Below are 26,511 nucleotides of genomic sequence, written 5' to 3'. Positions count from 1 at the left end.
CGTGCCCCATTCTTTCGCAGCTTCATCGCGAAAGGGTGGGGTCGCGCAGAGCGCACAAACCTGATTTCTCAGGAAGAGAAAACCCGGTCTATGTAAAACAGGGGAAGATCCAAATACGGATCTTCCCCTGCTGTTTTAATTCTAGCAATTTGGAATGGGTAAATCGGCAAATTTGGCCGACCTATATTGCGCATGATTTCAGTGGTTTACAGGCATTGCAGGTTCACAGGGGCTTGACAGCGTTGGCGATGCTCAAAAAGAAGCAGATCCCTTCGCTGCGCTACGGGATGACAAAGTGAATAACCCTCGCTAAGGCGCCATTTCCAGCGCGGCCACCACCGAGGCGACAATGGCTCCGCAGAGCACAAGGATCTTCACCCGCGCTCTCTTTCGAGCCTTCGTCAAAGGCCGCCGCGCAAGCTCGTCCGGCGTAGCCAAGTTCCGCTCCGGGTGGTTTGCCAGGTCGAGCAGTTCCGCCAGATGCAACCCGTGCCGCGCGGAGTTCTGTCCCACCGCCTCCTTACAGGAGAAACCATCGGTCGTGACCACCGTGGAGGTCGCAGCCGCCGTGACCGCAGGAACCAGAACGCGGTTCGCCAGTGTCTGCGAGACCTCGTACTTGTCCTTCTCAAATCCGAACGGCCCCGCCATACCGCAGCAGCCAGCATCGAGCGTTGTGAACTCTGCACCCATGCGCTTCAGTACGGCCTCCTGCGAGGTCATCTTCATCAGCGCCTTGTGATGGCAGTGCCCGTGCAGCAGAGTCTTCACACTCCATTGCGTGGGCTTCCAATCCGGCGCATGCTGTTCGAGAAATTCACTGAGCAGGTAGGTTTGCAGCGATAGCTTCTTCGCGCGTTCATCGTGCGGGAAAAGGTCTTTCAGGTCATCGCGGAAGACAGAGGCACAGCTTGGCTCCAACACGACGACGGGCACGCCCGCATCAATCAGACAGCCGATGCGGTCGAGGTTGCGCTGCATGTACTTCTTCGCTTCGTCGAGAAAGCCGAAGTCATAAAGCGGACGTCCACAGCAGACGTGATCGCGCGGCACGAGCACGTTGAATCCGGCATTCTCCAGAACGCGGACAGCGGCCTCTGCAGCTTGCGGCGCGAAGTAATTATTGAAGGTATCCGGCCAGAGGAGAACGTCCTTGTTCGACGTCCGTAGCTTTGCGTGAAATTTGGACTTGAAGTTGTAGGGAGCAAACTCCGGAATCGTCCGTTCCTGCGGAATATTCAGGACCCATTTGCTCAGCGCAGCAACGCCTGGGATCTTCAGAGAAAGATTCAGGAGCTCCGGTGCAAACGCCGCCATCCGGGCCCATTTATCGATGTGCCCAAACGCATAGGCGTTCAGTGGACGGGCATTGTTTTTGTAGAAGTGCGACATGAACTCCGACTTATAGGTCGCGATGTCCACCTGCACCGGGCACTCCGACTTGCAGGCCTTGCACGAGAGACAGAGGTCGAGCGTCTCCTTCACGTCGTGATCGTTCCAATCGACGGTTCCTTTTTTACCGATCACCTCGCCCTGCAGCATCTCGAAGAGCGCATGGGCGCGGCCGCGCGTGGAGTGCCGTTCTTCCTTCGTAGCCATATACGACGGGCACATGGTGCCGCCCTCGTCCTTGCGGCACTTGCCCACGCCGACGCACCGCTGCGTGGCGTGGGAGAAGCTGTTGCCGTCGGAGATGAAGTGGAAGTGCGTATGCTTCGGCTCCGACGGTGAAAAATCCGCGCCATAGCGCAAGTCCGCGTGCGGTTGCCGCGCGCGGACGAGCTTGCCGGGATTCATCTTCCAGTCCGGGTCCCAAAGCTCTTTGAATTCTTCGAAGGCCTGCATGATCTCCGAGCCGAACATGCGCTCCAGCAGCGCGCCACGCGCCTGTCCGTCGCCGTGTTCGCCGGAAAGCGAACCGCCGTGCTGAACGACGAGATCAGTAGCGCGATCGAGGAAGGCGCGAAACTTGCGGATGCCATCTTCCGTTACGAGATCGAAGTTGATGCGGTTGTGTACGCATCCCTGTCCGAAGTGCCCATAGAGCGCGGTCTCATAACCGAAGCTGTGGACGAGATCCATGAAGTCGCGGAGATAGGCTCCGAGCTGCTCCGGCGCGACGGCGTGGTCCTCCCAACCCTCCCAGCCGGGGCTGCGTCCGGGCACGAACGCGGTCGCACCCAGGCCGGATTCGCGCACCTCCCAGAGGCGCTTCTGCTCGGCCATCGGCTCGATGACGCGCGCATCGATGACGATCTCGGGAGAGAGTGGGTTCGCCGCAATCTGCTGTGCGAAGCGGTGCGCCTGTTCGCGTGATTCTTCTTCCGTGTGTGCGCCAAACTCGACGTAGAGCCAACCATCACCGCCCGGCAGCAGCGCGATATTGTTTGGCAGCATGGACTTCACGCGCATAAACTCCACCAGCTTGCGGTCGAAGCCTTCCACGGCAATGGGCTTGTGTTCGAGGATCTGCGGAAGATGGTCGCTCGCCAAAAAAATATCCGGATAACCGCAGACGACGAGCGTGCGATACGGCGGGTTCGTGACCAGCCGTAGCTTCGCCGAAAGCACGACGACGCAGGTCGATTCCGAACCAACCAGAGCGCGGGCCACGTTGAAGTTCTCTTCCGGCGCGAGGCGGTCCAGGTTATATCCAGACACACGCCGGGGAATGTCCGGGAACTTCTCTTTGACCAGCGCGGCGTACCGATCGCGAATCCGCTGCAGGCCTGCGTAAATCTCGCCCTCGCGACCACCTGCGGCGATCTTCTGTGCAAGCTGGGCCTCGCTGGTTTCGCCGACGGTCAGGATGGTTCCGTCGTAGAGCAGCACCTCCAACTCGAGCGTGTTGTCGTCCGTCTTGCCGCCCATGAGTGCGTGCGAGCCGCAGGAGTTGTTGCCGATCATCCCGCCCAGCGTGCAGTGCGAGTGCGTCGCGGGATCGGGTGCGAAGGTCAACCCGACAGCCACGGCCTGACGACGGAGGTCGTCCAGAACGATGCCCGGTTCCACGATGGCGTAAGCGGCATCCTTGTTCAGCTCTAGGACGCGGTTCAGATACTTGGAAAAATCCAGGATCACCGCGACGTTCGTACATTGGCCCGCGAGGGACGTTCCCGCCCCCCGCGAGAGCACGGGCGCATCGAACTTGCGGCAGGCCGCAACGGTGGCGATCACATCTTCACGCGTACGCGGGATCACGACACCAATGGGCACCTGCCGATAGTTGGAGCCGTCCGTCGCGTAGAGCGCCCGTGTGCCGCGATCGAAACGCACCTCGCCCGTGATCGTGCGCTTAAGCTCGGCTTCGAGCGCACTGGCCTGCGCGAAGGCATCTACCGGATAGGCGTGCGAAGAGGGCGGTAGAGGTTTGAGCGGCGTGATCTGGACGGTACTCATGAGAGGTTGAGGATACCTAATCGAGCTTGAGTTCGGCGTAGCTGCGTCCCAGATGCAGGCAGAGAACCTCAATTGCCAGTTCGTGATCCGCTCGCTGGTCGAGACCTGAAATTGTAAGGCTGCCGACCAGCCCTGCATCTTTTACCATGAGCGGAACCGAGCCACCATCGGCGGCGTAGTCTCGATCTGCCAGGGCGTGGCGGGCGAGTGTCTGGCTCTTCTGTGCCAATTGCAGGCCGGTGGAATAGGTACTGCGTGCAAACCACGCGCAGGTGTTGGCCTTGCGGCGAAGCCAGTCCACCGAGCTTGGCGTGGTGCCATCCATTGCAGTAAGGAAGACGGTTGCGGGGCCGCGGCGAACCTCGATGGCGAGCTTGTATCCGCGTTCTACAGAGAGCGAGCGGGCGCGTTCGCCAAGCTGCCATGCAATCTCAAGGTTGAAGCGTGGAAGCGCCAGTTCTGTTTCCTGATAAGCGATGCGAGCGATGTCTGCGGTATGGTCTGGCATGATCTTTCTGACGATACGACATTCTCAAGAGAGCGGCGCACGGAGTGTGAAACTCCGTGCGCCGCTCTAAAGCTTGAGCCGATTTATGCGGAGTAGCCCATCTCCGCCAGCGTCTTGCGCATGGAGGCAAAGCTCTTCAGGACACCGGGCATGGGATCGTCGCCGTGGATCTCGTACTCCAGATCGACAAAGTACTTGTACTTGATCCCAATCAGCGCCTGGAAGATCTCTTTGACCGGCATCTTCCCTTCACCGACCGCTACCTGGCTCTCCTTTGAAGTTGGGTCGGCGAGGTCCTTCATGTGTACGTCGTAGAGACGGTCTCCCGCCATCTTGATGGCCGCGACGGGGTCTGTCTTAGTACGCATGGTGTGGCCGACGTCGATGCACCAGCCGATGCGATGGTCCATGGGGCGGATCACCTTCTCAATGTCATAGGGCGAGGGCCACTCGTGATCTTCGGGGCCGTGGTTATGCATGGCCATGCGTATGTCATATTCCTTGACGAACTTTTCGACGCGGGGCAGGATCTCGTGCGTGGGAGAACCAACAAAGCTCTTGATACCTGCGGCTTTCAGATATTCGAACTTGGGGCGAACGTCTTCATCTGTGTCGACCTTGAAGTAGATTGCGCCAGCGTCGGTCAGCTCCAGGCCCGCGTCACGATAGTGCTTGGCCAGTGCGGGAACATCGCTGAGGGGCGTCATGGGGAGGTGCACGTCCTTCAGGTTCAGGTATGTACAGTTGAGCTGTTTCATGAATCCGATGACCTGGTCCGGCTTGAACTGACGGAAGGTGTAGCTGGCGATGCCAAGACGGATGGGCGACTTCTTCAAACCGGCGGCGAAGAGCGAGCTGGGGAGGGCGGCGGAGGCGGTCAGGGCCGCGCCTCCGAGTAGAAGGTCACGGCGGTTCATGGAAGCGTTCATGCACGGCATACTACTGTGCACAACGCACGATCGTCTACATTTCTCCAACGGCCAAAAGAATCCTCGCTTCAAACGCGGAGAAACATTCCCTTGCGCCACAACAGCCAGGCCGGAATAAAGCAGAGCACCACGTAGAAGAGCGAGTAGGCCAGCGAGGTGTTCGCCGTCGATCCCCAATGCGCGAAGACGTGCAGATAGAGCCAACGGAGTGGGGTGACGGTTCGGTCGCCATCAGGGATGTGAATGTACCCAAGAATCTTTCCATAGATGCTTGGTGTGACATAGGCCACGATCGCGTTCGACCCAAAGACGATGCAGGGCCAGGCGAGAATGCGGATCATCTTTGAGGTGTGCTGCCACTTCTTCACATCGAAGAGGAAGAACGAGATACCGAGGAGCAGAGCGGCGATTCCGGCGGCGAGCAGCACATACGAGCTCGTCCAAAGATTCTTGTTGAAGGGAAACCAGGGATTCCAGAGATAGCCCAAGGCAATACTCAAAACTCCGCCGCCCAACAGGATGGCGCTGACTTTTACCGGAGGCGTATTCGAACGCAGCAGCTTTCCATTGAGTACGCCGAGGAGGGCTGTTCCCACGGCGGGAAGCGTGCTCAGGATACCTTCGGGATCGCGGGTCTTCTCGTACAACGATCCGGTATGCAGGAAACGCTGCGTGAAGTCGTTGAATCCACGGTCGATGTACGATGGCAGGTTATTGAACTGGTCCATCAGGGGGAAATCATGCACCGGCATTCCAGCGCCGGGAATAGGAACGAAGCGCATCAGCGCCCAGTAGCCCACCAAGAGTGTGACGACAGCGACGGCGATCCATCGCGCGCGCTGCAGCCAGAGAAAAAGAAGCGCCGCGATCAGATAACAGATCGCAATGCGGGGGAGAACCCCGAAAAGCCGCATTCTTCCGTAATGAAACTGAGGGATGAGGCGAATGGCGTAGTTGATAGCCAGAAGATAGATGGTGCGTCGGATGACCTGAAGGGCAATTCGGCTCTTGCTATCGCCGCGCTTCAGGCGCGAGGTGATGGAAAAGACGATGGAGCATCCCACGAGAAAGAGAAACGTGGGAAAGACCATGTCCGTTGGTGTCCAGCCGTTCCAGGGAGCATGATCCAGGGGAGCATAGGCCACATGGCCATCCCCTGGATCGTTCACCAGGATCATGAACGCGACCGTAAGGCCACGTAGAACATCGACGGAGAGAATCCTCTGGGTAGGGGCTGCCTTGGTTTCGACCATTCCGGGATAATCTCATGCCGGGCGGCGATTCGCCACGGTGAAATGGCTTATCCCAGGAGGCTAAGCCGCAATGGAACCGTCGGAGACGCTCTGTCGCCCGTTGGCCGCATGTACTGCGGCACGCAAGGCTTCGATATGCTCGGAGAGACTTTTAATCTCTTCTTCCCGCGACCGACCGGCCTCAAGGTTTCCCGATTCCAACTCACGCAGACGCGCGTGGATGATCTCAAAGGCATGATCAAGGTCTTCGGATGCGGCTGACGCTTGTTCTGCCTGAGGTAAACCGCGATGCATCCATGCTTCCAGATCGCTTTCGCGGGCTAGAACCACATTGCTGGGCGCTCCTGGTGGACGATGAATGGGAAGATCCAGCGTCTTTTCCCAGCGCTGTACGGTCCGCACACCCTTGCCAAAAAACTGCGCAATTTCTTTCCAGGAACTTAGCATATTGCTCATATCTGCAACCCTTCAAACGATGCGAATTAGGTAGACCCAAGTAGGCGCGCCACCCGCTCTCAAACGTGCTGGAAAGCAGACCCTTACCTGTAAATGAGACGCAGCAGAAGCGATGTTGGTTTCCTCTTCTTACGGATGTTCAAAGAGAAGCCCGTTCGGAGGCTTCTAGAGGCATAGATACGGGCAGAGGAATGGCCCGAAGAGATCTTAGAAACCTCTGATTTTCAAGCAGATACGCGCGCCTTTCTAATGGCGCTTGGAATGACAAACAGCCCACATCCACCCAGTGAAAAAATTGGGCATCTTTGTGCGTCATACAGTAAAGATGCAAATCCTGAACTCTGAATCTCAAAGCTTGTAAATACGTTCCGCCGTACCGCCAAGCACCGCTGTCTGTTCCGCGTCAGAGAGTTTCGCCACACCTCTTCGAAGCAGAGACCACCATGCATCGTAGTTTGTGGCAACCGTGCAGACCGGCCAATCCGATCCCGCCATCATGCGCTGTGGGGTAAAAGACTCCACCATGATGTCGAAGACGGGCCGGAGGCTCTCTTCCGTCCAGGTGTTCCAATCGGCTTCGGTGACCAGACCTGAGAGTTTGCAACAGACGTTTTCCCGCCGAGCGAGTGCGCGGAAGTCCCGTTCCCAAACGGCGAGATCGCCGGAGCGCAGCGGCGGTTTAGCGGCGTGATCCAGGACGAAGCTCTGTTGTGGGTGTTCGTCCACGAATTCGATGGCCTGCGGGAGCTGGTGCGGAAGGATGAGGATGTCGTAGACCAGACCGGCGCGGGTGATCTCGCGTATCCCCTGTCGAAAGGCTGATTGCAGGAGAAAGCGGGCCTGCAGCTCCGCCTGCACTATATGGCGCAGACCTTTGAGCACGGGGTTAGCCCCGATCTGGGCGAGTATCGCCGGGAACTCCGGAGCAGCGATCGGTGCCCATCCCACAACGCCTGCTATGAATGGTGAGGTTGCGGCGAGGTCGAGCAGCCACTCCGTCTCTTCCACGGTCTGTCGGGCCTGCACCGCGACGCAGGCGTCCACTCGCGCGGATGCCATCTCCGGCTGCAGTTCCACAGGGAGGAAATCCGTCCGCAGCTTCTCCATGCTGCCATCGATCCAGTCGTACTCTTCCGGCGAATATCGCCAGAAGTGTTGATGGCTGTCGATCACCCGCATTGCGTGCTCCTAGCGAAGGTTGAAGAAGCCGCCATCGATCGGATAATCGCACCCGGTGACGAAGCTGGAGGCTTCGCTGCAGAGATAGAGCACGAGCAGGGCGATCTCGTCCGGCGTTCCCATACGTCCGATGGGCTGCGATTTCCCCAGCTTCTCAAACATTTCGGCCTCCCGGCCGGGGTAGTTCTTCGCGACGAAGCCATCGACGAACGGCGTATGCACACGCGCGGGAGAGATGCAGTTGCAGCGCACCTTCTTGTCGATGTAGTCACGCGCTACGGAGAGGGTCATAGAGAGCACAGCCCCCTTGGTCATGGAGTAGGCGAACCTGTCCGGAAGACCCGAGGTGGCGGCGATCGAGGCCATGTTCAGAATTGTGCCGCCTCCGCCTTCCACCATTTTGGGAACGGCAACCTGCATGCAGAGATAAGTCCCACGTACGTTGACGTTAAAAAGACGGTCGAAGTCTGCTGGCGCGGTGGTGAGAAGCGTGCCGACGTGCGCAATGCCTGCGCTGTTGACGAGAATGTCGACACCGGGGAAGCCTTCAAACGTTTTGCGGACCGCGTCTTCCTGGGTAATATCGCAGGCTACTCCGGCAGCGGCTTCGCCCAGCTTGGATGCCGCTTCCTGCACGCGCACTTCATTCACATCGAGCAGGGTGACGTTCGCACCCGCTTCTACAAAACAGCGTGCGATCGCTTCCCCAATACCGCTGGCCGCGCCAGTCACTACGGCGTGTTTTCCTGTCAGATCTGTATGCTTCATTTCAACCTCCACACCTCGTCATGCCTCTTTTGGGTGTGCGTCTTGGTTGTAATGAAGCCAAACGGGCATGTCAATGCAGATGCCGGAAGATCAGACGATCATGCACTCCAGGCAGAGCGTCCGGAGGGTGCGGCGACAGCGGTCTTTCTTTGTACGAGACTCGCGGGAGATCGCTTCTCTTCCGCCGTCCGAAGCTCGCGGGGTAACGCGCGATTTGCGGCAGGATCCTGCGCTACGACGACCCAGGCCTCCCGCACGTTGCGTATGCAGGCGATCACACCAAGAAACTCTTCTTTCGAAGCATGGAAGGAGGCTTCGAGCGTCATCTTGAACATCGCAGCATAAAAATCCGCGAGGGAGATCGCGGGAGCTCCGCCAATGTCTGGCCGGAGGCGCGCCTGCAGGTACATCAGGATGTCGAGCGCGCGCTTGACGGCAAAGCGGCGTTCCACTACATCTTCTTCTTCCACGGCACGGATCGCGCGGTAGAGAAAACGTACCGCACCGTCGTACAGCGCCAGAATGAGGTCGACACCGGTTGCACCCGCGAGGGCCTGCTCCTGATAGTTCATGGTCGCTCCTAATTGTTGCTGTTGTGGTTCCCAGTGATCGCGTCGAAGATCTGGTTCACTTCATCCAGTTGCCCCGGAATGCCCTGAAGAATCTGGTTCGCCGTGTTGAGTTCCGTAGTGAGGGAAGCCTGGTAGGAGGTGAGCCGGAGTTCGAGTGCGCTCGTGTTGTCGGCAAGGGTGGTTTCCTGGTCCGAATTTTCCGAGAGAGCCAGCTTGATCGTGCTGTTGGCGCCAGCTGTACCCAGACCATTGATCGTCGTAAGCATACTCTGCCCAAAGCTGCCCACATTTTGAAAGAAGGTGGTCACGTCATTGAAGTCCGAACTCAGCTCCGAAGAGAGCTGACTGCTGTCGAGCGAGAGCGTTCCGTCTGTGTTCGTCGTGATTCCAAGTTGGGTAAGGTATTGCATACTTCCGCTTCCTGAGGATGCCGTTCCCAAGGCGAGGGAGATCTGGGACTGGATCTGCGAAAGCACCGACGAACCGTAGAGCGGTTCAGCGGCACCGGTGGAGTCCTTGCCTTCCTGCGTCGCCATATCGGTGATGAGTTGGTTGTAAGCGGTGACAAAACTGTTCAGCGCGCTGGAGACCGTCGAGGTGTCGTTGACGATCTGGATCTGCGTCCCAGCGGTGTCAGAGGTTGGCGTGACAGAGAGTAACTGCATGGTGACTCCAGGAATGGCGGTCGATACCGTGTTGCTACTGCTGGTCATGTCGATGCCGTCGATCGTGAAGGCCGCGTCCTGCCCCGCCTGGCTCACATTGAAGTTCACCGCGCTCGAAGTGGTGGAGTCCGTCAACGCTCCCGAAACAGTAATGTTGCCCGCTACACCGCTGGTCTGGCTGATCAGCGAGATACGAGAGCCAGAGGTTCCTGTGACCACGTCCGCCGTTACGCCTGCGCCGGACGCATTGATCGCTGCTGCCAGTCCCGCCAGAGTGTTGTTGGTACTGTCCAGCGTGATTGTCGTCGCCTTGCCGTTACCCACCTGGAAGGTAAAGGTCCCGCTCAGAGTATCTGTGGCGGCCACGGGGTCAGAGTTCTGAGCCGAAGTCTGAGCCAGTTGACCGACTTTGAGGATATGGGTGCCAGCGCGCGCCGTGAAGTCAGCTGAGAGCAACGTGGCAACCGTGGTGTCCGAGCTGGCGCCGCTCTTCGCAGACATGGCGCCGTCGAAGGCTGTCAGGGCCGACAGGGCGGTCGACAGATTGGAAAGGTCGGTTCCCAAGGCGGTCAGCGCCGTGTCCTGCGCCTTCAACGCAGTAGTTTGCGCCGCCCACGCTGTCTCGGGGGTTCGCTGAATAGCCATAATGCTGGCAACCGTGCTGGCTACATCAAATCCCGTCCCGCTCGTAGCCGATCCAAAGTTGATTCCGACTGTAGACATCCACTCGCCTCCTCGCACGCTCTGGGGGAGGCTCAGAAAGCTCGGCCTATAGCGTCGATACCGAACGCCACAAGTCGATGCCTCCCTCCACGGCATAGCGATCGATCTCAATCAGTTCATCGGCAGAGAACGCGGAACACTTTAGCGCATCCAGAGAATCGTCCAGCTGGGCCACATTGCGGGCACCGATGAGCGCGGAGGTCACGCGGGGATCGCGCAGGACCCAGGCAATCGCCATCTGGGCGAGGCTCTGGCCACGGCGTTCGGCGATTCCGTGCAATGCACGAACGTTTTCCAGATTTTGGTCGCTCAGAAAGTTCTTTTTGAAGCTGGCGTCCTGTCCGGCGCGTGCGTCGTCCGGGACGCCCTTGAGATATTTGTCGGTCAAAAGACCCTGCGCCAGCGGCGAAAAGGCGATGCAGCCGACGCCGAGATCTTCCAGAGTATCCAGCAGGCCGTCCTCGATATGGCGATTCAGCATGGAGTAGGACGGCTGATGGATGAGAAGTCTTATCCCCTCCGATTTCAGGATCTCGTGTGCTTTGCGCGTGCGTTCCGGGCTGTAGGAGGAGATTCCGACGTAGAGGGCCTTGCCCTGCCGCACGATCTGCGCCAGCGCGCCCATGGTTTCTTCCAGGGGAACTTCAGGCCAGGGTCGATGCGCATAAAAGATATCCACATACTCCAGCCCCATGCGTTTGAGGCTCTGATCCAGAGAAGCGACCAGATACTTCTTCGATGCCCCGATGCCGTACGGCCCGGGCCACATATCCCAGCCGGCCTTGGAGGAGATGATGAGTTCGTCGCGGTAGGCCTGAAAATCCTTCCGGACGATCTCGCCGAAGTTCTCCTCTGCCGATCCGTAGGGAGGGCCGTAGTTATTCGCGAGGTCAAAGTGGGTCACGCCACGGTCGAAGGCACGACCCACCACGGCGCGACCTGTCTCGAAGACATCTGACCCGCCGAAGTTCTGCCACAGCCCCAGAGAGACCGGCGGAAGCACCAGGCCACTCTGTCCCGATCTCCGGTATTCCACACCCTCATACCGCTTCGCATTTGGTTCGTACGCCATGACACGCTCCTGATTGGAAGACCTGAATCTCATTTTAGGCACGACCGAGCATGCAACGAGTCGACGATCTCTGCCACGCGGAAGTAGAATCCCGCCAAGGCTTCGATTCGGCAAAAGAGGAGAGCTCCGTTGAAAGAGTTCGAGGGAAAACTGAAAAGGATTTGCGTACTTCTTCTGGCCTGCTTTGCATTCTGCATTATGGCCTCCGCGGAAGAGCATCCCATTTTGCCGCTCGGAGCTTCGGCTCCTGAGTTTGCGCTTCCAGGAGTGGATGACAAGGTGCACAAGCTGAGCGATTATGCTGCCAGCCACGTGCTTGTTGTCGTCTTCACCTGCAATCACTGTCCGATTGCACAGATGTATGAGCAGCGCATTCAGCAGCTCTTCAATGACTACAAGACGAAGGGTGTCTCCGTCGTTGCCATTCAGCCGAACGATCCGAAGGCCATTCGTATCGATGAACTCGACTCCTCCGATGTGAGCGACACGCTACCGGAGATGAAGATTCGCGTGCAGTACAAGCACCTAACCTACCCCTACCTCTACGACGGCGACACGCAGCAGGTAGCGCGTGCTTATGGACCCCAGGCTACGCCGCATGTCTTCATCTTCGACAGGCAGCGCAAGCTACGCTACGAAGGCCGCATGGATAATAGCTACCGGACGGAGATGGTCAAGACGAACGATGCGCGCAACGCGATCGACGCTCTTCTCTCGGGCAAGGAGGTCGTCGTGAAACACACCGGCACCTTTGGCTGCTCCACCAAATGGGCGGAAAAGTCTGCGGCACGCGCGGCGGCCCTGCAAAAGATCGAAGCGCAGCCAGTTCATGTGGAGCCGGTGTCGAAGGCAGAGCTGGCAAAGCTACGCACCAATCCTACGCATCAGATGATGCTGGTTGATTTCTGGGCAACGTGGTGCGGCTCCTGCATTGTGGAGTTTGCCGATTTGCAGGACCTTCTGCGCATGTACGGGGATCGTGAATTTTCGCTTGTGACCGTCTCCGCGAATATGCCGGACGAAAAGGCCTCTGTCCTTCGTCTGCTGGAGAAGAAGCATGCGACGAGCCGCAATCTGCTCTTCGATTCCTCGGATACGGCAGTGCTACAGACTGCCTTCGATCCCAAGTGGGACTCGGCGGTTCCATATACGGTGCTTCTGTCTGGGGATGGAAAAGTGCTTTACAAAAAAATGGGCCCTGTCGACCTGCTGGAGCTGCGACGAACGATTCTGGCCAACCTGCCTTCGGACTATATCGGCTTCAATAAGTACTGGAAGACGGACTAACTTCATTCCGAATCTGACGGGTACGCATTTCTCATCTGGTCCAAACGATGGGTCAGACCACTGCATCATCGTAAAAGGTAGTTGCCGATCCCGGTCCACCATGGGGATTGGTGAACGAACGTGTACTCCGCGATAACCTGCAACAAAATCATTGCCGGAAGAGCATAGAGGTAGACCTTGTGGATGCGGCGATCCACGATAACGTCCCGAACCACACCCAAGAGAATCAACAGATCCACACCAACGGGTGCAAGAAAGATGCGCGAAATCGGAATGCGCCCGAAGGCTGCTTCCAAAAGTGCACATGAGGCGATCAGCATAAGACGACGATGAAAATCAGATCGTCTGCGCCAGTAAATTGCCAGAACGAACGGAACTGCAAAGCAGACCAGGTCCAGTATTGCAACGATGAGAAAAGATGCGAACGGGAATGGAATTCGATGCTGAAGAGACAACCTGCCCATGGTAATTGCCGTCGTGTAGCCGAGGACGACGATAGCAACTCCCAGGCCAACTCCAACCCAACCCAGCGTACGATGCAAAAGCAAATTGCGAGAACGTACAAGAGCTGATTGCAAGATGAAGAAGAGCACCCATGCCGAGAAGACAAACGAGTGCAGGTAGAGGATCCACGGAGGCTGAAAACTGGGGTGTAACAGATTTCGATCGATAGTATGACTGAAGCCATAGATAACAACGACTGCAATCAAGAATGACATGAAGAGATAAAAATATTGTTCCAAGATGCTCGTGCGTTTCGCTGTCACAAATTCCTTCAAGTCGCCTGGATGGCAACGTATCGCTAGTTAGTGATCTAAGCAATAAGAGGGAGTACCGTTCGCAGGGAAAGCGACGTGAGTATGCTCCATCTCTCTTTACGTAGAGCCTTCTATGAGACACCCCAGCCCTGTTATTTATTCCCCCGCGTGGGTTTCACCCGCGCGTACATGATGAGCTGCGGCCCTTTGTGAGATAGAGTCGATCGGATGAGGGGAACGTCCCGCAACGAGGACGATGGCCGCCTCCATGCCGGGGCAAGCCATCACCTACCAAATTGGTAAGTCCGACATCCTTCACCTGATGAGCGCCACTTGCGTGGTCTGAGAAATAAACGAGCTAGAAGCGGAAGTAGGTGCGGAGGTTGATCGTACGATTGGCGGCGGAGTTGTCGAAGAACCCGCCTTCAAGCGAGTTGGATTTCCCGAAAAGGCTAGAGGTCACGATGCCGATAGGTACGCCGGCGTTGACACGGTTGAAGATGTTCTGCGCCTCCGCAGAGAAGCCGAACTCGAAGGGTGGATCGGGTTTGCCGGGCGGTGGGGTTCCCTTTTTTGCGGCTGGATCGGGTGGAGGGGCAGGAGGCCGAGGGCCGAACTTGAAGCCCTTGGAGATGGAGAGTTGCAGCGAAATATAGCTGGGACCGTTGCCGTAGTTTCTGGGGACGATGGTCTGTGATGGAAGTGGATCGGTGTCGAAGTTGCCGAGAGAGGTGTGAACGACAGAGGAACGGGTGAGGTCCGTGGCAAAGGCGGGGCGGTCGTTGTAAATGGTATCGCCGTTATTGTCGGCGCCAGTGGTGATATTGAAGTTACGACCTCCGCGCGCAATGAGGAAAGTTTCAATGGAAAAACCGTAGGGTAGCTTGAAGGATCCGCCGCCGAAGAAACGATTGGTGATGTTCCATGGAGCGCGGGAGTAATCCGCGCCTACGTTGTAGGAGTTGGAGACAAAGGTGGAACCAATACCGAAGTCCGAGTTGGCGTGCTGGTTAAGATAGAACGCCCAGACATTGACCCATTTGGCGGGATTGAGCTGGGCGCGCACGATCAACAGATTGCCGCGGCTGACACCATCCGTGGAAAATTGATAGATGTTCTGCGAACCTCCCAGGGGACGCACCCCGCTGGTGGGGACGGCGGGGTCGTAGGTGCCCGGAAGGGGTGCGTTGACGTTCCTGGAAAGATTTTCGTGGACGCCGTGGATATTGAGGTACATGGCAGAGACAGTACCGATTTTGCCGAAGTTGCGTTCCGCCGAGATGCCTGCGATCAAGGCGTACGGTACGCGTAGATTCGACGCCAAACGATAGATGGTGGGGGGCACGCCTGTAAGCGAAGAGGGCGCGGGGATGGTGGGGTAGAAGTCCGGCGACTGCACGAAGTACGAGGTCTGGCTTATGCCATTCTGACGATTGGCGGTGAGCAGGTTGGTGGGTTGGAAGCGGTCGTAAAAGATTCCGTAGCCTCCCCGGATCGTCATCCACGCGGGGTGCTTGTCGCCCTGATGGACAGCCCAGGCAAAGCCGATGCGCGGAGCGGGATCAACGTGATCCGGTATGGCGGATTGGGACTCGAAGCGGAAACCGAGGTCTACGGTGAAGTCCTTGCGGAGCTGCCACTCGTCTTCGGCGTAGATGCCGACGTTACCCGTAAGGATGGTAGCGGTGGGCTGTCCTGCGGTAAGACTGAACTGGCTGGCGCCGCCGCCGTTGGCCCTGATCTGCGCCGGGGTTAGACCGTTGGCGATTCCCTGCAGTGTCTTCTGGTACGTGTCAAGGTCGGGGAAAGTGAACTGGCCGTTGTAGTTTGCCGAAGAGACGTTCGCGTCACGCAGCAGGCGGTAGCGCGCTCCTCCCCGCAGGAAATGTTTCCCGTGCGTCCAGGAGACGTATTGCTGGAACTCGTAACGGTCCTGGTTGTCGCTCTGGTTTTGCGTAGGAGATCCGCCGCCGGAGAAAGCGCCCTGCACGACGATGGAGGCCGTGCTGTCGATGGCGTTTTGCTGCAGGCGTGTACGGATATATTGGAAGCGCGTTTCGCTGATCAGATGCGCGCCGATGACCTGCGTATTGCCGAGTTGGAGGGTTTGGGTGGTGGTGGAGTTGTTGTAACCCTCGCTGGCGAGGACGAGCTGACCGACGCCGCCGTTGGTCGCGAGCACTTGGTTGTACTCGTAGCGCGCGAGGAAGGTGTTATTCGTCGTGAGCTGGCGATCAAGACGCGCGGAAAAGGTTTTGCTGGTCTGAGGATCCGGGACGGCCTGCGAGAACGATGTTTGCGCGAGATTGCTGTCGAGCGTAAAGGCGTTGATGACGGTGTTGTTCTGCAGATCGTTATACGTGCCGCCGAGAAAGAGCGAAGTCTTCTTGTTGAGTGGGCCGCTGACGTTTCCGTCCAGATAGAGCGTGTGGTATTCGGGCTGAACACCGGCGAAGGGGTTGCGCGAGTTGAAAGAACGGTCGTTGCCCTGCGTCTGGAAGGAGCCGTGCCACTTGTCGCTTCCGGGTTTGGTAAAGACTTCCACGCGTCCAAAGCCGAGATCGTCGTACTGTGCCGAGTAAGGGTTTTGGTTGATGCGGATTTCACGAATGGAGCTTTTGGGCGGAAATCTGCCACCGGTAAAACCGTCGATATAGACCTGCGGCGGATGTTCGCCGTCGCCGCCTGCCAGCGCCAGGAGCTGCTGCTGGAGGGTGGCGTCGTTGTCGGAGAGCATGTCGAGCTGTTCCTTTTTGAAGACGAGCGCGGTGGCGTTGGTATCGGCGCTAGTGCTGGCCCCATCAGCGGCATTAACGGAGACGACTTCGCTCTCGGTTGCGATCGGCAGCGGCACGGTAAGCACAGGGAGAGGCTTATCACTGACCAATTCATCCAGCTCGACGGTCTGAAACCCCGACGCGCCGATGACCAGATGGTATTTACCCGGCGAAAGACTAAAGCTAAAGTGACCGGACGCATCGGTCGTCGCTTCTTTCGTCGCGTCGCCCGTGAGCAGGACCAGAGCGCCAGCGACCCGCGCCGTGGAAGGATCCACGACGTTTCCCGAAAGCGCGTTGGCCACGGGAGGTTCGAGCGTCTCCGGCCATAGGCACCCGGGAAGCCACGCGGAGAGCAGAGCACAGAGAAACATGGTGATTCTGTGACGGTTCAGGACAACCACCTCATACAAAATCGGCTTCGTGCGATATCCATTGGACACACGTCCTCATGGAGGGTTAGGTGGTCAGAGTATTTTTTTATAAATTATTTTTGCCGATTCGGGAATATTGAGCTCCGTCTGGAGACGGAGTTGAATAGAAACCATCCTCAAAGAACCAAGGGCGATATAGACACGCGGATTGCGTTGCGCAAGACCATGCAGCACGGAACGTAAGCTCCCGGCAGCCCGGCCTGCGGCCCCAAAGGGCAAATTGCCGTCCGAATGGTCATTCAGTTCGCCTTAAGGTTGAAGCGATAAGCTCCAGGTATGATCCATCTCCCCAGGGGAACATTCCTTTCGCGCACGACTTTCCTTTGCCTGCTTCTGGCGTTTACCAGGATGGATGGACTGCGTGCACAGAATTCCATCGCCGCCGACACAACGCTTATCGTCAGCCTGGGCGAAGCAATTCACCGCGCGCAGCAGAATGAACCTGCGTTCGCTGCGGCCGTCGCGGACCGCAAGTCTGCGGGCGTCGACCAATATCTGGCAAAGGCGGCCCTTCTGCCAACCGCGCTGTATCACAATCAGATTCTCTATACCCAACCGAATGGACAGACCAATCAGGGTGGGCAGGCTGGAACGCAACCCTCTCCGATCTTCATTGCCAACAACGCCGTCCACGAGTACGCGAGCCAGGCTTCGATCAATGAGACGATCGGTCTCAAGCAATTCGCTGCGATTCATACCGCAGATGCCAATGCGGCTCGTTCCGCTGCTGAGTTGGAGATAGCGCGCCGAGGTCTTCTTGCAGCGGTCGTGAGTCTTTATTACGGATTAGCCAATGCTAACCGCAAACTCTCTCTCCTGGAAGAGGCATTGAAGGAGTCGCAGGACTTCGCGGATCAGACGCAGAAACGAGAGAGTGCACGCGAGGTTGCTCTTGCCGACGTGCTCAAGGCACAGTTGCAGCAACAACTTCGGCAACGCGATCTGATGGATGCGACCGTGGCTACGGCCAAGGCCAAGCTGGAATTAGGTGTTTTACTCTTCTCCGATCCTCGAACTTCCTATGAGACGATGGCTCCAAACGCCCCGAAAGCTATTCCAACGCGCGCTGAAATGATTGCAGCCGCAGGCGCGAGCAGCCCCGAGATCAAAAGCGCGCTGGCTTCGATGAGGGTCGCGGACGCCGATGTGCTAACCGCAAAGGCGGCCTATTTACCGGATCTAGGCCTGAACTTTACCTACGGTATCGATGCTCCGCAATTTGCCAGGCGTGGGGACGCTGGCGTGAACAATCTTGGATATTCGATGAGCGCCACTCTCGATATTCCGGTGTGGGATTGGTTTTCCACGCAGAAGAGAGTGAAGCAGAGTGAGATTCGTCGCACGGTTGCGCGTGTGACTCTCTCTGCGGCCCAGCGAAGATTCGTCGCCACGCTGGAAGAAGCCTACGCGGAGGCTGCGACGGCACATGATCAGCTTGATCTGCTCGACCTCAACGTTCGTACAGCCACTGAAAGTCTTCGGCTCACGCGCCTTCGCTATACGGCGGGTGAAGCAACCGCTCTTGAAGTAGTCGACGCGCAGACCACACTCCTCACCGCGCAGACATCCCAGGCCGATGGCCTCTCCCGTTATGAGAGCGCACTGGCGAACCTCCAACTTCTGACAGGAACCCTGTAATGACAGAGATGACACCGACCTTTCGCGTCAAATGTGCAACTCTCCTTGCCTTCTGTGTACCTCTGGCCCTCTTCAGTGGATGTAAAAAAGCGGCAGACAGCAGTGACACGACAACCCTCGTGACCGTGCAAGCGGAGAAGCCAGAGATGGGTGAGATCGCGGAACAGATTGCCGCCGATGCTACGCTCTCGCCACTGGCACAGGCGTCGATCTCTCCGAAGATTACGGCTCCCGTGCATCAGTTCTTCGTACAGCGCGGGGCGCATGTGAAGAAGGGCCAACTGCTGGCCATTCTTGAAAATCGAGATCTTGCCGCAACGGCGCTCGATAACCAGGGGCAGTTCGAAGCGGCCCAAGCAACGTATGAGACACAGACGAAAGCACAGGTACCTGAGGACTTCGCCAAAGCCCAGCTCGATGTATCCCAGGCGAAGGCCCAGGTGAACCTTGCAGGTGAGATCGCAGCAGCGCGCAAGAAGCTGTTTACCGAGGGAGCGATTCCGGGACGCGATTATGACACCGCCGCTGCTGCACTGGTGCAGGCGCAAGCTACCTACGATGTTGCGATGAATCATCTTCATTCTCTGCAGAATGTCAGCCGCCAATCGGCCCTCAATCAAGCGAAGGGGCAATTAACCTCCGCAAAAGGAAAATATCTGAACGCAGAAGCGCAGGTCTCGTACTCAAAGATCCAAAGTCCCATCGACGGAGTGGTGACCGACAGGCCGCTCTTTCCTGGAGAGACCGTTGCGTCCGGTAGCACCTTAATCACGGTGATGGATACCTCAAGTCTTTTGGCGAAAGTTCATCTCTCGCAGATCGTGGCGCAGCGTCTTGCGCTTGGAGACAAGGCCGCGGTTACGATTCCTGGTGTCGACGATAAGGTAGAGGCCACCGTCGCCCTTGTCAGTCCGGCTCTCGATCCCGGAAGCACAACCGTTGAAGTCTGGCTCAAGGTGGATAACCGTGACGGCAGATACAAGGCGGGCACGCCGGTCAGAACATCCATCACGGGACGCAGTGTGCCCAAAGCCATGAAGATTCCACTCACGGCTATTCTCTCTTCTCAGGAGGCGGGTAAATACGTCATGGTTGCAGGCGCTGACGGCGCAGCACATAAAAAGACCGTCACACTTGGCATCAACGATGGAACCGACGTCCAGGTTCTCACCGGAATTGCGCCCAATGATGCCGTAATCACAACGGGGGCTTATGGACTGGATGAAGGAACCAAGGTCAAAGTTGGTGCGGCAGAAGAGGACGCAAAGTGATGACTCATTCTGCTCTTGCGCCTAAGCAAGACAATTCATTCTGGCTCGCTCGTTTTCGTGGCCCCATCTTCTTCTTCCTGATTGTCCTTTCGGTAGCAGGCATCTATGCTTCGCAGCGCGTGCCAATCTCGGTCTTCCCTGACACGAACTTTCCCCGCGTCGTGATCGGTGTGGACAACGGCGTCATGCCCGTTGAACAGATGCAGGTCATGGTGACCAAGCCCATCGAAGACGCAGTCAACTCTGTGCCGGGCCTGCTCACGGTTCGCTCCACGACAAGTCGCGGCTCGGCAGAGGTCAGTCTCTTCTTCGCCTGGAACGTCGATATGTTCAGCACGTTGCAGCTGGTCGATGCTGCATTGAGCAAAGTGCGCCAGACACTTCCCACCACCGCTGCGATCACGACGAACCGCCTGACCTTCGCAACCTTTCCGATTCTCGGCTACAGTCTGACCTCGGATACGTTGTCTCAAACACAGCTTTGGGAACTAGCCACATACCAGTTGAAGCCGCCGCTCAACCGGGTTCTCGGCGTGAGTACCGTCACCGTTCAGGGCGGAAAGATTCCTGAGTTCCATATCGTGCCAAACCTTGCGCGGATGCAAAACTCTGGCGTCACGATTCTGGACATCGCAAACTCGGTTCAGGCATCCAACATCATCGATTCACCCGGACTCTACGAAGAAAACCACCAGCTTGTGCTCAGTCTGGTGGGAGCCCAGGTTCACGATGCGGACCAACTGGCGCATCTTGTGGTGAAGACCACCTCGGGCGGCGCCGCTGTACGCGTCTCCGATGTTGCGACCGTCCAGCCGGGGGTGATGCCGGTTTACACCGCTGTCAGCGCGGATGGTAAACCAGCAGTGCTGCTCAATATCGCGCGTCAACCGTCGAGCAACACCGTCTCTGTCGCCGATGCGGTTGCAGTGTCGGTCCAACAGCTCAGCAAGACACTACCTAAGGGCGTGCATCTCGCACCTTACTACGATCAATCGGAGCTCGTGCGCGAAAGCATACGGAGTGTACGCGACGCCATCCTGATCGGCCTTGTGCTCGCGTGCATTATCCTGTTCGTCTTCCTGGGCGATTGGCGTTCGGCGCTCGTTGCGGGATTGGTTATCCCTGTGACCGTTGCGATTACGGGGCTCCTTCTCTGGGCGCTTGGCGAAAGCTTCAATCTGATGACCCTCGGCGGTCTGGCGGCGGCGATCGGTCTTGTGATCGATGATGCGATTGTCGTCGTGGAAAATATCGTGCTCCATCGCGATGCGGGAGAATCGCGCGTCGAAGCCGCAAGACTGGCACTCAAGGAAATCATGGTCCCGCTGGTGGGCTCCACGATTACTCCCGTCGTCGTCTTCCTGCCTCTCATTACGGTCACAGGCGTGACGGGGAGTTTCTTTCGGGCCCTCGCCGTCACCATGACGGCAGCGCTTCTTACCTCTCTGGTTCTGGCACTGACATGGACGCCCGGTCTGAGCATGTGGTTGCTGAAAGATCGGATTGCGGGCGAAAATTCTCACGGTTCAACAAAAGAACATGAGCATGGACGCTGGATGAGCCGCATTCTTACGTGGCATGGACGCGCCCTGGACTGGGCTCTCCGCAAGCCGCTCTTACTCCTCGGACTTTGCGGAGTTCTGGTTGCCGGGTCTTTCCTCGCTTATCGCAGCCTGGGATCGGACCTTCTGCCAGAGATGGATGAAGGTGGCTTCATCCTCGACTACATCATGCCCGCCGGCAGTTCTCTTACAGAAACGAATCGCGTCCTTGCGCATGTCGATCAGGTCCTACACAACTTGCCCGAAGTGCAGAGCACATCGCGCAGGACGGGCCTGCAGATGGGCCTGGCTGCTGTAACCGAAGCCAACACCGGAGACATTACAGTACGTCTCAAGACATCGCGGGACCGTGGTATCGACGAGGTCATCGCCGATGCGCGCGCGGAGATCAAAAAAACAGAGCCTGAACTCGACGTGGAGTTCACGCAGGTACTTCAGGACATGATCGGCGATCTGTCCAATGCTCCGGAGCCTATCCAGATCAAGCTCTTTGCTACCGATCCAGCGCTGCTCTCTTCCCTCGGCCCTCGCATTGCCGAGGCGATTGGCAAGATCCAAGGCGTCGTCGATATTCAGAATGGAATCGACAACACGATCAGCGGACCGGCCACGAGTTTCCAGATCGATCCCACGGTGGCGGGACGCATGGGATTCACACCGACAGAAGTGGCGGAAGATGCAACCGCCATTCTCGATGGCGTGACCACGACAGACCCTTTGATTGCGAATGGGCGTCCTTATACGATTCGGGTTCGTCTTGGAGACGAAACACGCAAGTCTCTCGATACGATCCAAAACACCGTCTTCAACAGCTCAAGCGGAAAGACAGCGACGCTCGGCTCGCTCGCACAGATGCAGCAACTTCCTCCTCAGAACGAGATCCGTCGCGAAAACCTGCAACAACTCGTGGTCGTAACGGCGCGCCTGGAGGGTTCCGATCTCGGCACAGCGATTGCGAAGGTTCAGCAAACGATCGCAGGCATGCATCTTCCTCCAACAATTCGTGTGGAGTACGGCGGCACCTACGAGGAGCAGCAAAAGTCTTTCAGCGAACTACTCAAAGTGCTTCTGCTCTCCCTCGCACTCGTCTTTGGGACACTGCTCGCAGAGTTCCGCAACTTCTCTGCACCCACAGCCATTCTCTCGTCGTCGGTACTCTCCATTGCAGGAGTTGTGTTCGCGCTTCTCGTCACAGGGAAGACCTTCAATGTCGCATCGTTTATGGGAGTCATCATGGTGATCGGCATCGTCGCCAAGAATGGCATTCTCCTACTGGATGCCGATGAGCGGTATCGTGCTGAAGGTGTGCCCGCGCGCGAAGCGATGGTCCACGCGGCACAGCGTCGGTTGCGTCCCATCCTGATGACTGCCACCGCAGCGATCAGCGGCATGTTGCCCCTGGCCTTCGCGCTGGGCTCCGGTTCGCAGATGCTTCAGCCTCTTGCGATCGCCGTCATAGGCGGCTTGCTCATCTCCATGGTTCTAAGTCTGATCGTCACGCCTGTGATTTACTTTCTTCTCACACGCGAGCACGCACACGCATAGAGGGAGAGCTTGCGCTCTCCCTCTATGCGTGCTTCCAATCTGCGATGCATCTCCGAACTACTTGCGTCCCACCACGAGAACCGTAAAGGTCCCAGGAACAATAGCAGGCCGGGCACGAGGATTCTCCACCGTCGCTGCAGGTTTTGGACCAGTCTGTGCAGTCACGAGATAAATCCGATCGCTCTTCTCGTCGTAGCTCATCGTGCGTGCACCCTTCTGCGTTGCAATCGTCTCCACAGCTTTATAACCATGGGCCGCATCGATCACGGTCAATGTTGCATCGCTATTGGAACTAAACGCAAGCTGCCTCTTGCTGTCGTAACCCGCGGCATCCGGCCCGTCTCCGATCGGTGCAAGAGCGATCTGTTTTCCGCTGAGCGCATCGGTAACGGCCATCTTCTTTCCATCACAGACCGAAAATAGACGGTGATGCTCACGATCGATAGCCATTCCGGAGGGAGACTCACATCCGGCAAGCGGCCACGTGGCGGTTGCCGTTTTACTGCCAGCATCGAGCAACACAATGCTGTTCTTATCTTCGATGTTGACGAAGACATGACCTTTGCCATCCACCTGGGGGAACTCGGGCTTGCCAGGAAGCTTGATCGTCGCAATTACCTGTTTTGTAGCAGCATCGATGACCGTCGCGTCATTGCTGCGTCCATTGAAGGCCCATACAGTCTTTGTCGTTGGTTCATACGCGATGCCATCCGGATTCGTGCCTGCCGCCACAGTCTTGATCACGGCAAAGCTCTTGCGATCGAAGACGGCAACGCTGTTTCCCTGGCCATCGCTGATGTAGCCGGTCTTTCCATCCGGGTCGAGAGCAATCCCGTGTGTGCTTTTGAAGCCTGTGATCGCACCGACAGCTTTACCCGTAAGCGTATCCACGACTTCGACTCTGGGACCGTGCGTGAGATAAAGAAGGTGAGCTTCGGAATCGGCAAGCAGATAGTCCCAGCTTCCCTGGCCGCCGATCAACCACTTATCTATTATGTGATAGTTCTGGGCCGCTGAGGCCTGAACGGCTGCCAGAACTGAAAACATGGCGAGTGAAAAAAGAGCGATACGTCTTCCCATACAAAGTCTCCTGAGACCGGTCTCGTGGATCCGTCTTAATGCGTAGTGTGCAGGAGCCGCCTTAACCTGAGATGAAGATCACGCGGTCGTTGTGGGGTATGAAGCCAATGGAAGAAGGACCCGGACAATCGCGCCGCCCTCCTCGCGGTTCTCTAGATGGATGATGCCTCCGCCACGTTTGCAGATCGCCCGGCAGATCGAAAGACCAAGGCCCGTGCCTCCGCTCTTGCGGCTACGGGAAGCATCGCCACGATAAAAGGGCTCGAAGACGTAGGGAAGGTCCTCTTCGCTGATTCCTTCCCCTTCATCCTCACAGAGCAGCTCCGCCTGTCCTTGCGATTGCCCCACATGCAAGAGGATTTCGGATTCCGGATTGGAATGCTGCAGCGCGTTGAGCAAAACATTGCTGCAGACGAGGAGTGCGTCTCTGGGATCCAGGCGCACAAGTGGCGAATCGCTGACCGTCAGTTTCATGCGAATCCCACGCACCTCTGCCAGCGCACTTGCATGCTGCATGGCATCTTTTACTACCTCTGAGAGCGAACAGGGCTGGGGGACTACGTACGTCACATTGTCTTCGTGCTCTACACGTGCGAGCGTCAACATCTCCTGCACGGTCCGTTCCAGGCGGAGAAAATCGTCGAGACAAAGATCGAGGCCACGCGCATACTCCTCCGTGCTGCGCTTCTTCATCGAGAGCAGTTGCAACGAAGACTTCACAATCGCAACGTCCGTTTTAAGCTCGTGTGCAGCGTCGCTTGTGAATCTTCTCTGTTGCTCGAACGAGCGCTGCAGACGATTGACTGCGGCTTCCAGGCCAATCGCCAATGGCTGCAACTCTTTCAGATCATGCGCGCTCTTCGGTGCTTCAAAGCTCCATCGGCCGGAGTCGATGCGCGAGGCTTCGATTGCAAGTTCGTCTAAAGGATGCAGCGCTCGGCGAAGCGTCAAAATCATGATCCCCGTGGTTACCGCCATTAAAAGAACGGTGAGCAGGATGTAAAACCGTACGGCTTCAAGCACTTCGTGCCAGACATGGCCCACCGGCATCCCGAACACCACGTTCACCGTATGGTGAACTCCGCCGTCGGGCCGTCCTGGGTCTACGGTGCGCAGTCCCTGCATTTGCATGAAGCGATATTCGACACCGTCAACAGAGTCTTTCCAGATTGGCTGCGTGGGGACGTTCAATCCTTCGAGATTCCCAGCGTGCCCGATGACCTCTCCCCGTTCGTCTTGAACGCGATAAACGGAGCGTCTTGGGAGTTGCAGGTCGCCAGGAACAAGGACGATTTTGTCGCCTTCATCTTCTGCGTCCTGGACGGCCCCGACGATACTCTGGGCCTGCCCACGCAAGGTCGCATCAAAGGCAGATAACTGGGTATGCCGTTCGTGAAAAATAATTCCCGCAAGAAGTGCGACGGCAGAAACAGTTTCGAGAAGAAGAACAATTCCGATGATGTTTCGCGCAAGAGAATGTTGTCTTTTCATTGGACATCCGACTCTTCATGCAGGCGATAACCGCGATGCCTCAACGTCTCGATCACAGGGCCGCCGTTCGTAACATTCAACTTGCGCCGTAGATTGGAGATGTGAACCTCGATCACGTTGGAATGATGCTCCCAATCGAAATCGTAAAGATGTTCCAGAAGCTCTCGTTTGGAGACCACCGCCCTCGGACGATGCACCAGATATTCGAGAATGCGATATTCCGTCGGAGACAGCTCCAGACGATTTCCCTTCCGGGTCACCATCTGCTGGATGGTGTCGACCTCAACATCTGAGAAACGCAAGACCGGATCGGCGGTGCCCTTTCCTCTTCGGATCAGTGCCTTAACTCTTGCAAGCAGCTCTCCTAGATCGAAGGGTTTACTCAGATAGTCGTCCGCCCCGGAGTTCAGTAATTGAATGACCGATTCCTTCCCTTCCTGTGCCGTCAGAATCAAAATCGGTGTGCTTATCTTTGCATGGCGAAGTCCGCGAAGGACTTCCTGGCCGCTCTTACCAGGCAGCATCAGGTCGAGAACAATGGCGTCGTAATTTGCTTGGAGGGCAAGCTCCTGCCCCAGCCTGCCATCCGCAGCGTGGTCTACAGCAAGGCCAGTCTCTCGTAGGGCGTCGACGATATTTTCCGCGAGCCTGATTTCATCTTCAACTAAAAGCACGCGCATAGGGGTCCCAGGGAAAAGCTCTCTCAGAGCTTCTCACAGCGGCCTTAAGACTAGCTGAAGCAGGCATTGATTGCCTTAGACGGATATTGGGTCCGAGAAATGCCAAGGATTAAAGCAATATCAACGGTTTCTACAGTGTCCCTAAAAAAATAATGCGCGTTTTGCTGGACTGAGAGTACTCTTGCGGAGCGGTGCCGTCGCTTCTCAGGCGGCACGATAAGACTGGGCAGATGGCACGCCGCTTCAGTCGCGAATTTGTAACGTTCTCTCCGAGTCACTGTTGTCACCGCTTTTTTATGCGGAAAGAAGACAGCGTCCAACCGGGCCCCCTCAAAACTTACTTAACACTTCACTTAGTGTTCATGGTGTCGCGCAATCGACACGCTCCAGACACCTCTCGCTCTTTCTTTTGAAGGAGAGAAAGGTGATGGCCCAACCAAATTTCGTGACCTTGCAATCGATCT

At 57.2% G+C, this 26,511-nt stretch carries 19 protein-coding genes; 4 read left to right on the top strand and 15 right to left on the bottom strand.

The window, feature by feature from the left end; genetic code table 11:
- Positions 1 to 309: 309 nt before the first annotated feature.
- The 10 genes from ACIPR4_RS05270 to mgrA form a co-directional block, all read right to left on the bottom strand.
- Entirely contained in the window at positions 310 to 3,399 is a 3,090-nt protein-coding gene (locus tag ACIPR4_RS05270) for an FAD-binding and (Fe-S)-binding domain-containing protein (RefSeq protein WP_013567620.1), read from the bottom strand.
- Positions 3,400 to 3,415: 16 nt separating this feature from the next.
- Positions 3,416 to 3,907 (bottom strand): heme-degrading domain-containing protein, encoded by a 492-nt coding sequence (locus ACIPR4_RS05265; protein WP_013567619.1) that lies wholly within the window; start codon positions 3,905 to 3,907, stop codon positions 3,416 to 3,418.
- A gap of 83 nt (positions 3,908 to 3,990) precedes the next feature.
- Entirely contained in the window at positions 3,991 to 4,824 is an 834-nt protein-coding gene (locus ACIPR4_RS05260; protein ID WP_245536461.1) for a TIM barrel protein, read from the bottom strand.
- A gap of 80 nt (positions 4,825 to 4,904) precedes the next feature.
- Positions 4,905 to 6,089 (bottom strand): acyltransferase family protein, encoded by a 1,185-nt coding sequence (locus tag ACIPR4_RS05255; protein ID WP_013567617.1) that lies wholly within the window; start codon positions 6,087 to 6,089, stop codon positions 4,905 to 4,907.
- Between the two features lie 60 nt (positions 6,090 to 6,149).
- Entirely contained in the window at positions 6,150 to 6,545 is a 396-nt protein-coding gene (locus tag ACIPR4_RS05250; protein WP_013567616.1) for a hypothetical protein, read from the bottom strand.
- 348 nt (positions 6,546 to 6,893) lie between these two features.
- Positions 6,894 to 7,724, bottom strand: coding sequence for an amidohydrolase family protein (locus ACIPR4_RS05245; RefSeq protein WP_013567615.1), 831 nt, complete (start codon positions 7,722 to 7,724; stop codon positions 6,894 to 6,896).
- Positions 7,725 to 7,733: 9 nt separating this feature from the next.
- Complete coding sequence (locus ACIPR4_RS05240; RefSeq protein WP_013567614.1) at positions 7,734 to 8,492, bottom strand: SDR family NAD(P)-dependent oxidoreductase; 759 nt, start codon at positions 8,490 to 8,492, stop codon at positions 7,734 to 7,736.
- 98 nt (positions 8,493 to 8,590) lie between these two features.
- Complete coding sequence (locus ACIPR4_RS05235) at positions 8,591 to 9,064, bottom strand: flagellar export chaperone FliS (RefSeq protein ID WP_013567613.1); 474 nt, start codon at positions 9,062 to 9,064, stop codon at positions 8,591 to 8,593.
- Between the two features lie 8 nt (positions 9,065 to 9,072).
- Positions 9,073 to 10,452: a flagellar filament capping protein FliD gene (gene fliD, locus ACIPR4_RS05230; RefSeq protein WP_013567612.1), complete on the bottom strand. Its 1,380-nt coding sequence runs from the start codon at positions 10,450 to 10,452 to the stop codon at positions 9,073 to 9,075.
- 46 nt (positions 10,453 to 10,498) lie between these two features.
- Positions 10,499 to 11,524, bottom strand: a complete 1,026-nt coding sequence (gene mgrA, locus ACIPR4_RS05225; RefSeq protein ID WP_013567611.1) for an L-glyceraldehyde 3-phosphate reductase — start codon at positions 11,522 to 11,524, stop codon at positions 10,499 to 10,501.
- Positions 11,525 to 11,653: 129 nt separating this feature from the next.
- Between mgrA and ACIPR4_RS05220 the strand changes: the two genes are divergently transcribed.
- On the top strand, positions 11,654 to 12,811 hold the full coding sequence (locus ACIPR4_RS05220; protein WP_013567610.1) for a redoxin domain-containing protein: 1,158 nt from the start codon (positions 11,654 to 11,656) through the stop codon (positions 12,809 to 12,811).
- A 65-nt stretch (positions 12,812 to 12,876) separates the two neighbouring features.
- On the opposite strand, the gene ACIPR4_RS05215 is transcribed toward ACIPR4_RS05220, so the two are convergent.
- Positions 12,877 to 13,578, bottom strand: coding sequence for a hypothetical protein (locus ACIPR4_RS05215; RefSeq protein WP_013567609.1), 702 nt, complete (start codon positions 13,576 to 13,578; stop codon positions 12,877 to 12,879).
- 349 nt (positions 13,579 to 13,927) lie between these two features.
- The gene (locus ACIPR4_RS05210) at positions 13,928 to 16,789 is read right to left on the bottom strand and encodes a TonB-dependent receptor (protein WP_013567608.1); all 2,862 of its coding nucleotides are present in this window, start codon (positions 16,787 to 16,789) and stop codon (positions 13,928 to 13,930) included.
- 339 nt (positions 16,790 to 17,128) lie between these two features.
- On the opposite strand from ACIPR4_RS05210, the gene ACIPR4_RS05205 reads away from it, so the two are divergent.
- Genes ACIPR4_RS05205 through ACIPR4_RS05195 form a run of 3 tightly spaced genes read left to right on the top strand, consistent with a single transcriptional unit; the run spans position 17,129 to position 22,796 of the window.
- On the top strand, positions 17,129 to 18,418 hold the full coding sequence (locus tag ACIPR4_RS05205) for a TolC family protein (protein ID WP_245536460.1): 1,290 nt from the start codon (positions 17,129 to 17,131) through the stop codon (positions 18,416 to 18,418).
- The gene (locus ACIPR4_RS05200; protein ID WP_013567606.1) at positions 18,418 to 19,689 is read left to right on the top strand and encodes an efflux RND transporter periplasmic adaptor subunit; all 1,272 of its coding nucleotides are present in this window, start codon (positions 18,418 to 18,420) and stop codon (positions 19,687 to 19,689) included. Before ACIPR4_RS05205 ends, ACIPR4_RS05200 begins: the two co-directional genes overlap by 1 nt.
- Positions 19,689 to 22,796, top strand: a complete 3,108-nt coding sequence (locus ACIPR4_RS05195; RefSeq protein WP_013567605.1) for an efflux RND transporter permease subunit — start codon at positions 19,689 to 19,691, stop codon at positions 22,794 to 22,796. Before ACIPR4_RS05200 ends, ACIPR4_RS05195 begins: the two co-directional genes overlap by 1 nt.
- Before the next feature lie 57 nt (positions 22,797 to 22,853).
- Here the strand turns inward: ACIPR4_RS05195 and ACIPR4_RS05190 are convergent, their stop codons facing one another.
- The 3 genes from ACIPR4_RS05190 to ACIPR4_RS05180 form a co-directional block, all read right to left on the bottom strand.
- Positions 22,854 to 23,876 carry a YncE family protein gene (locus tag ACIPR4_RS05190; protein ID WP_013567604.1) on the bottom strand — a complete coding sequence of 341 codons (1,023 nt, stop codon included), beginning with the start codon at positions 23,874 to 23,876 and terminating at the stop codon, positions 22,854 to 22,856.
- Positions 23,877 to 23,954: 78 nt separating this feature from the next.
- Positions 23,955 to 25,367, bottom strand: coding sequence for a sensor histidine kinase (locus ACIPR4_RS05185; protein ID WP_013567603.1), 1,413 nt, complete (start codon positions 25,365 to 25,367; stop codon positions 23,955 to 23,957).
- Positions 25,364 to 26,047 (bottom strand): response regulator transcription factor, encoded by a 684-nt coding sequence (locus tag ACIPR4_RS05180; RefSeq protein WP_013567602.1) that lies wholly within the window; start codon positions 26,045 to 26,047, stop codon positions 25,364 to 25,366. The genes ACIPR4_RS05185 and ACIPR4_RS05180 overlap by 4 nt, the downstream gene beginning before the upstream one ends.
- Positions 26,048 to 26,511: the final 464 nt, after the last annotated feature.

It is taken from the genome of Terriglobus saanensis SP1PR4, assembly GCF_000179915.2.
GTDB lineage: Bacteria > Acidobacteriota > Terriglobia > Terriglobales > Acidobacteriaceae > Terriglobus > Terriglobus saanensis.
The sequence above is the reverse complement of the archived record's forward strand: the minus strand, read 5'-3'. Positions and strand labels throughout refer to the sequence as shown.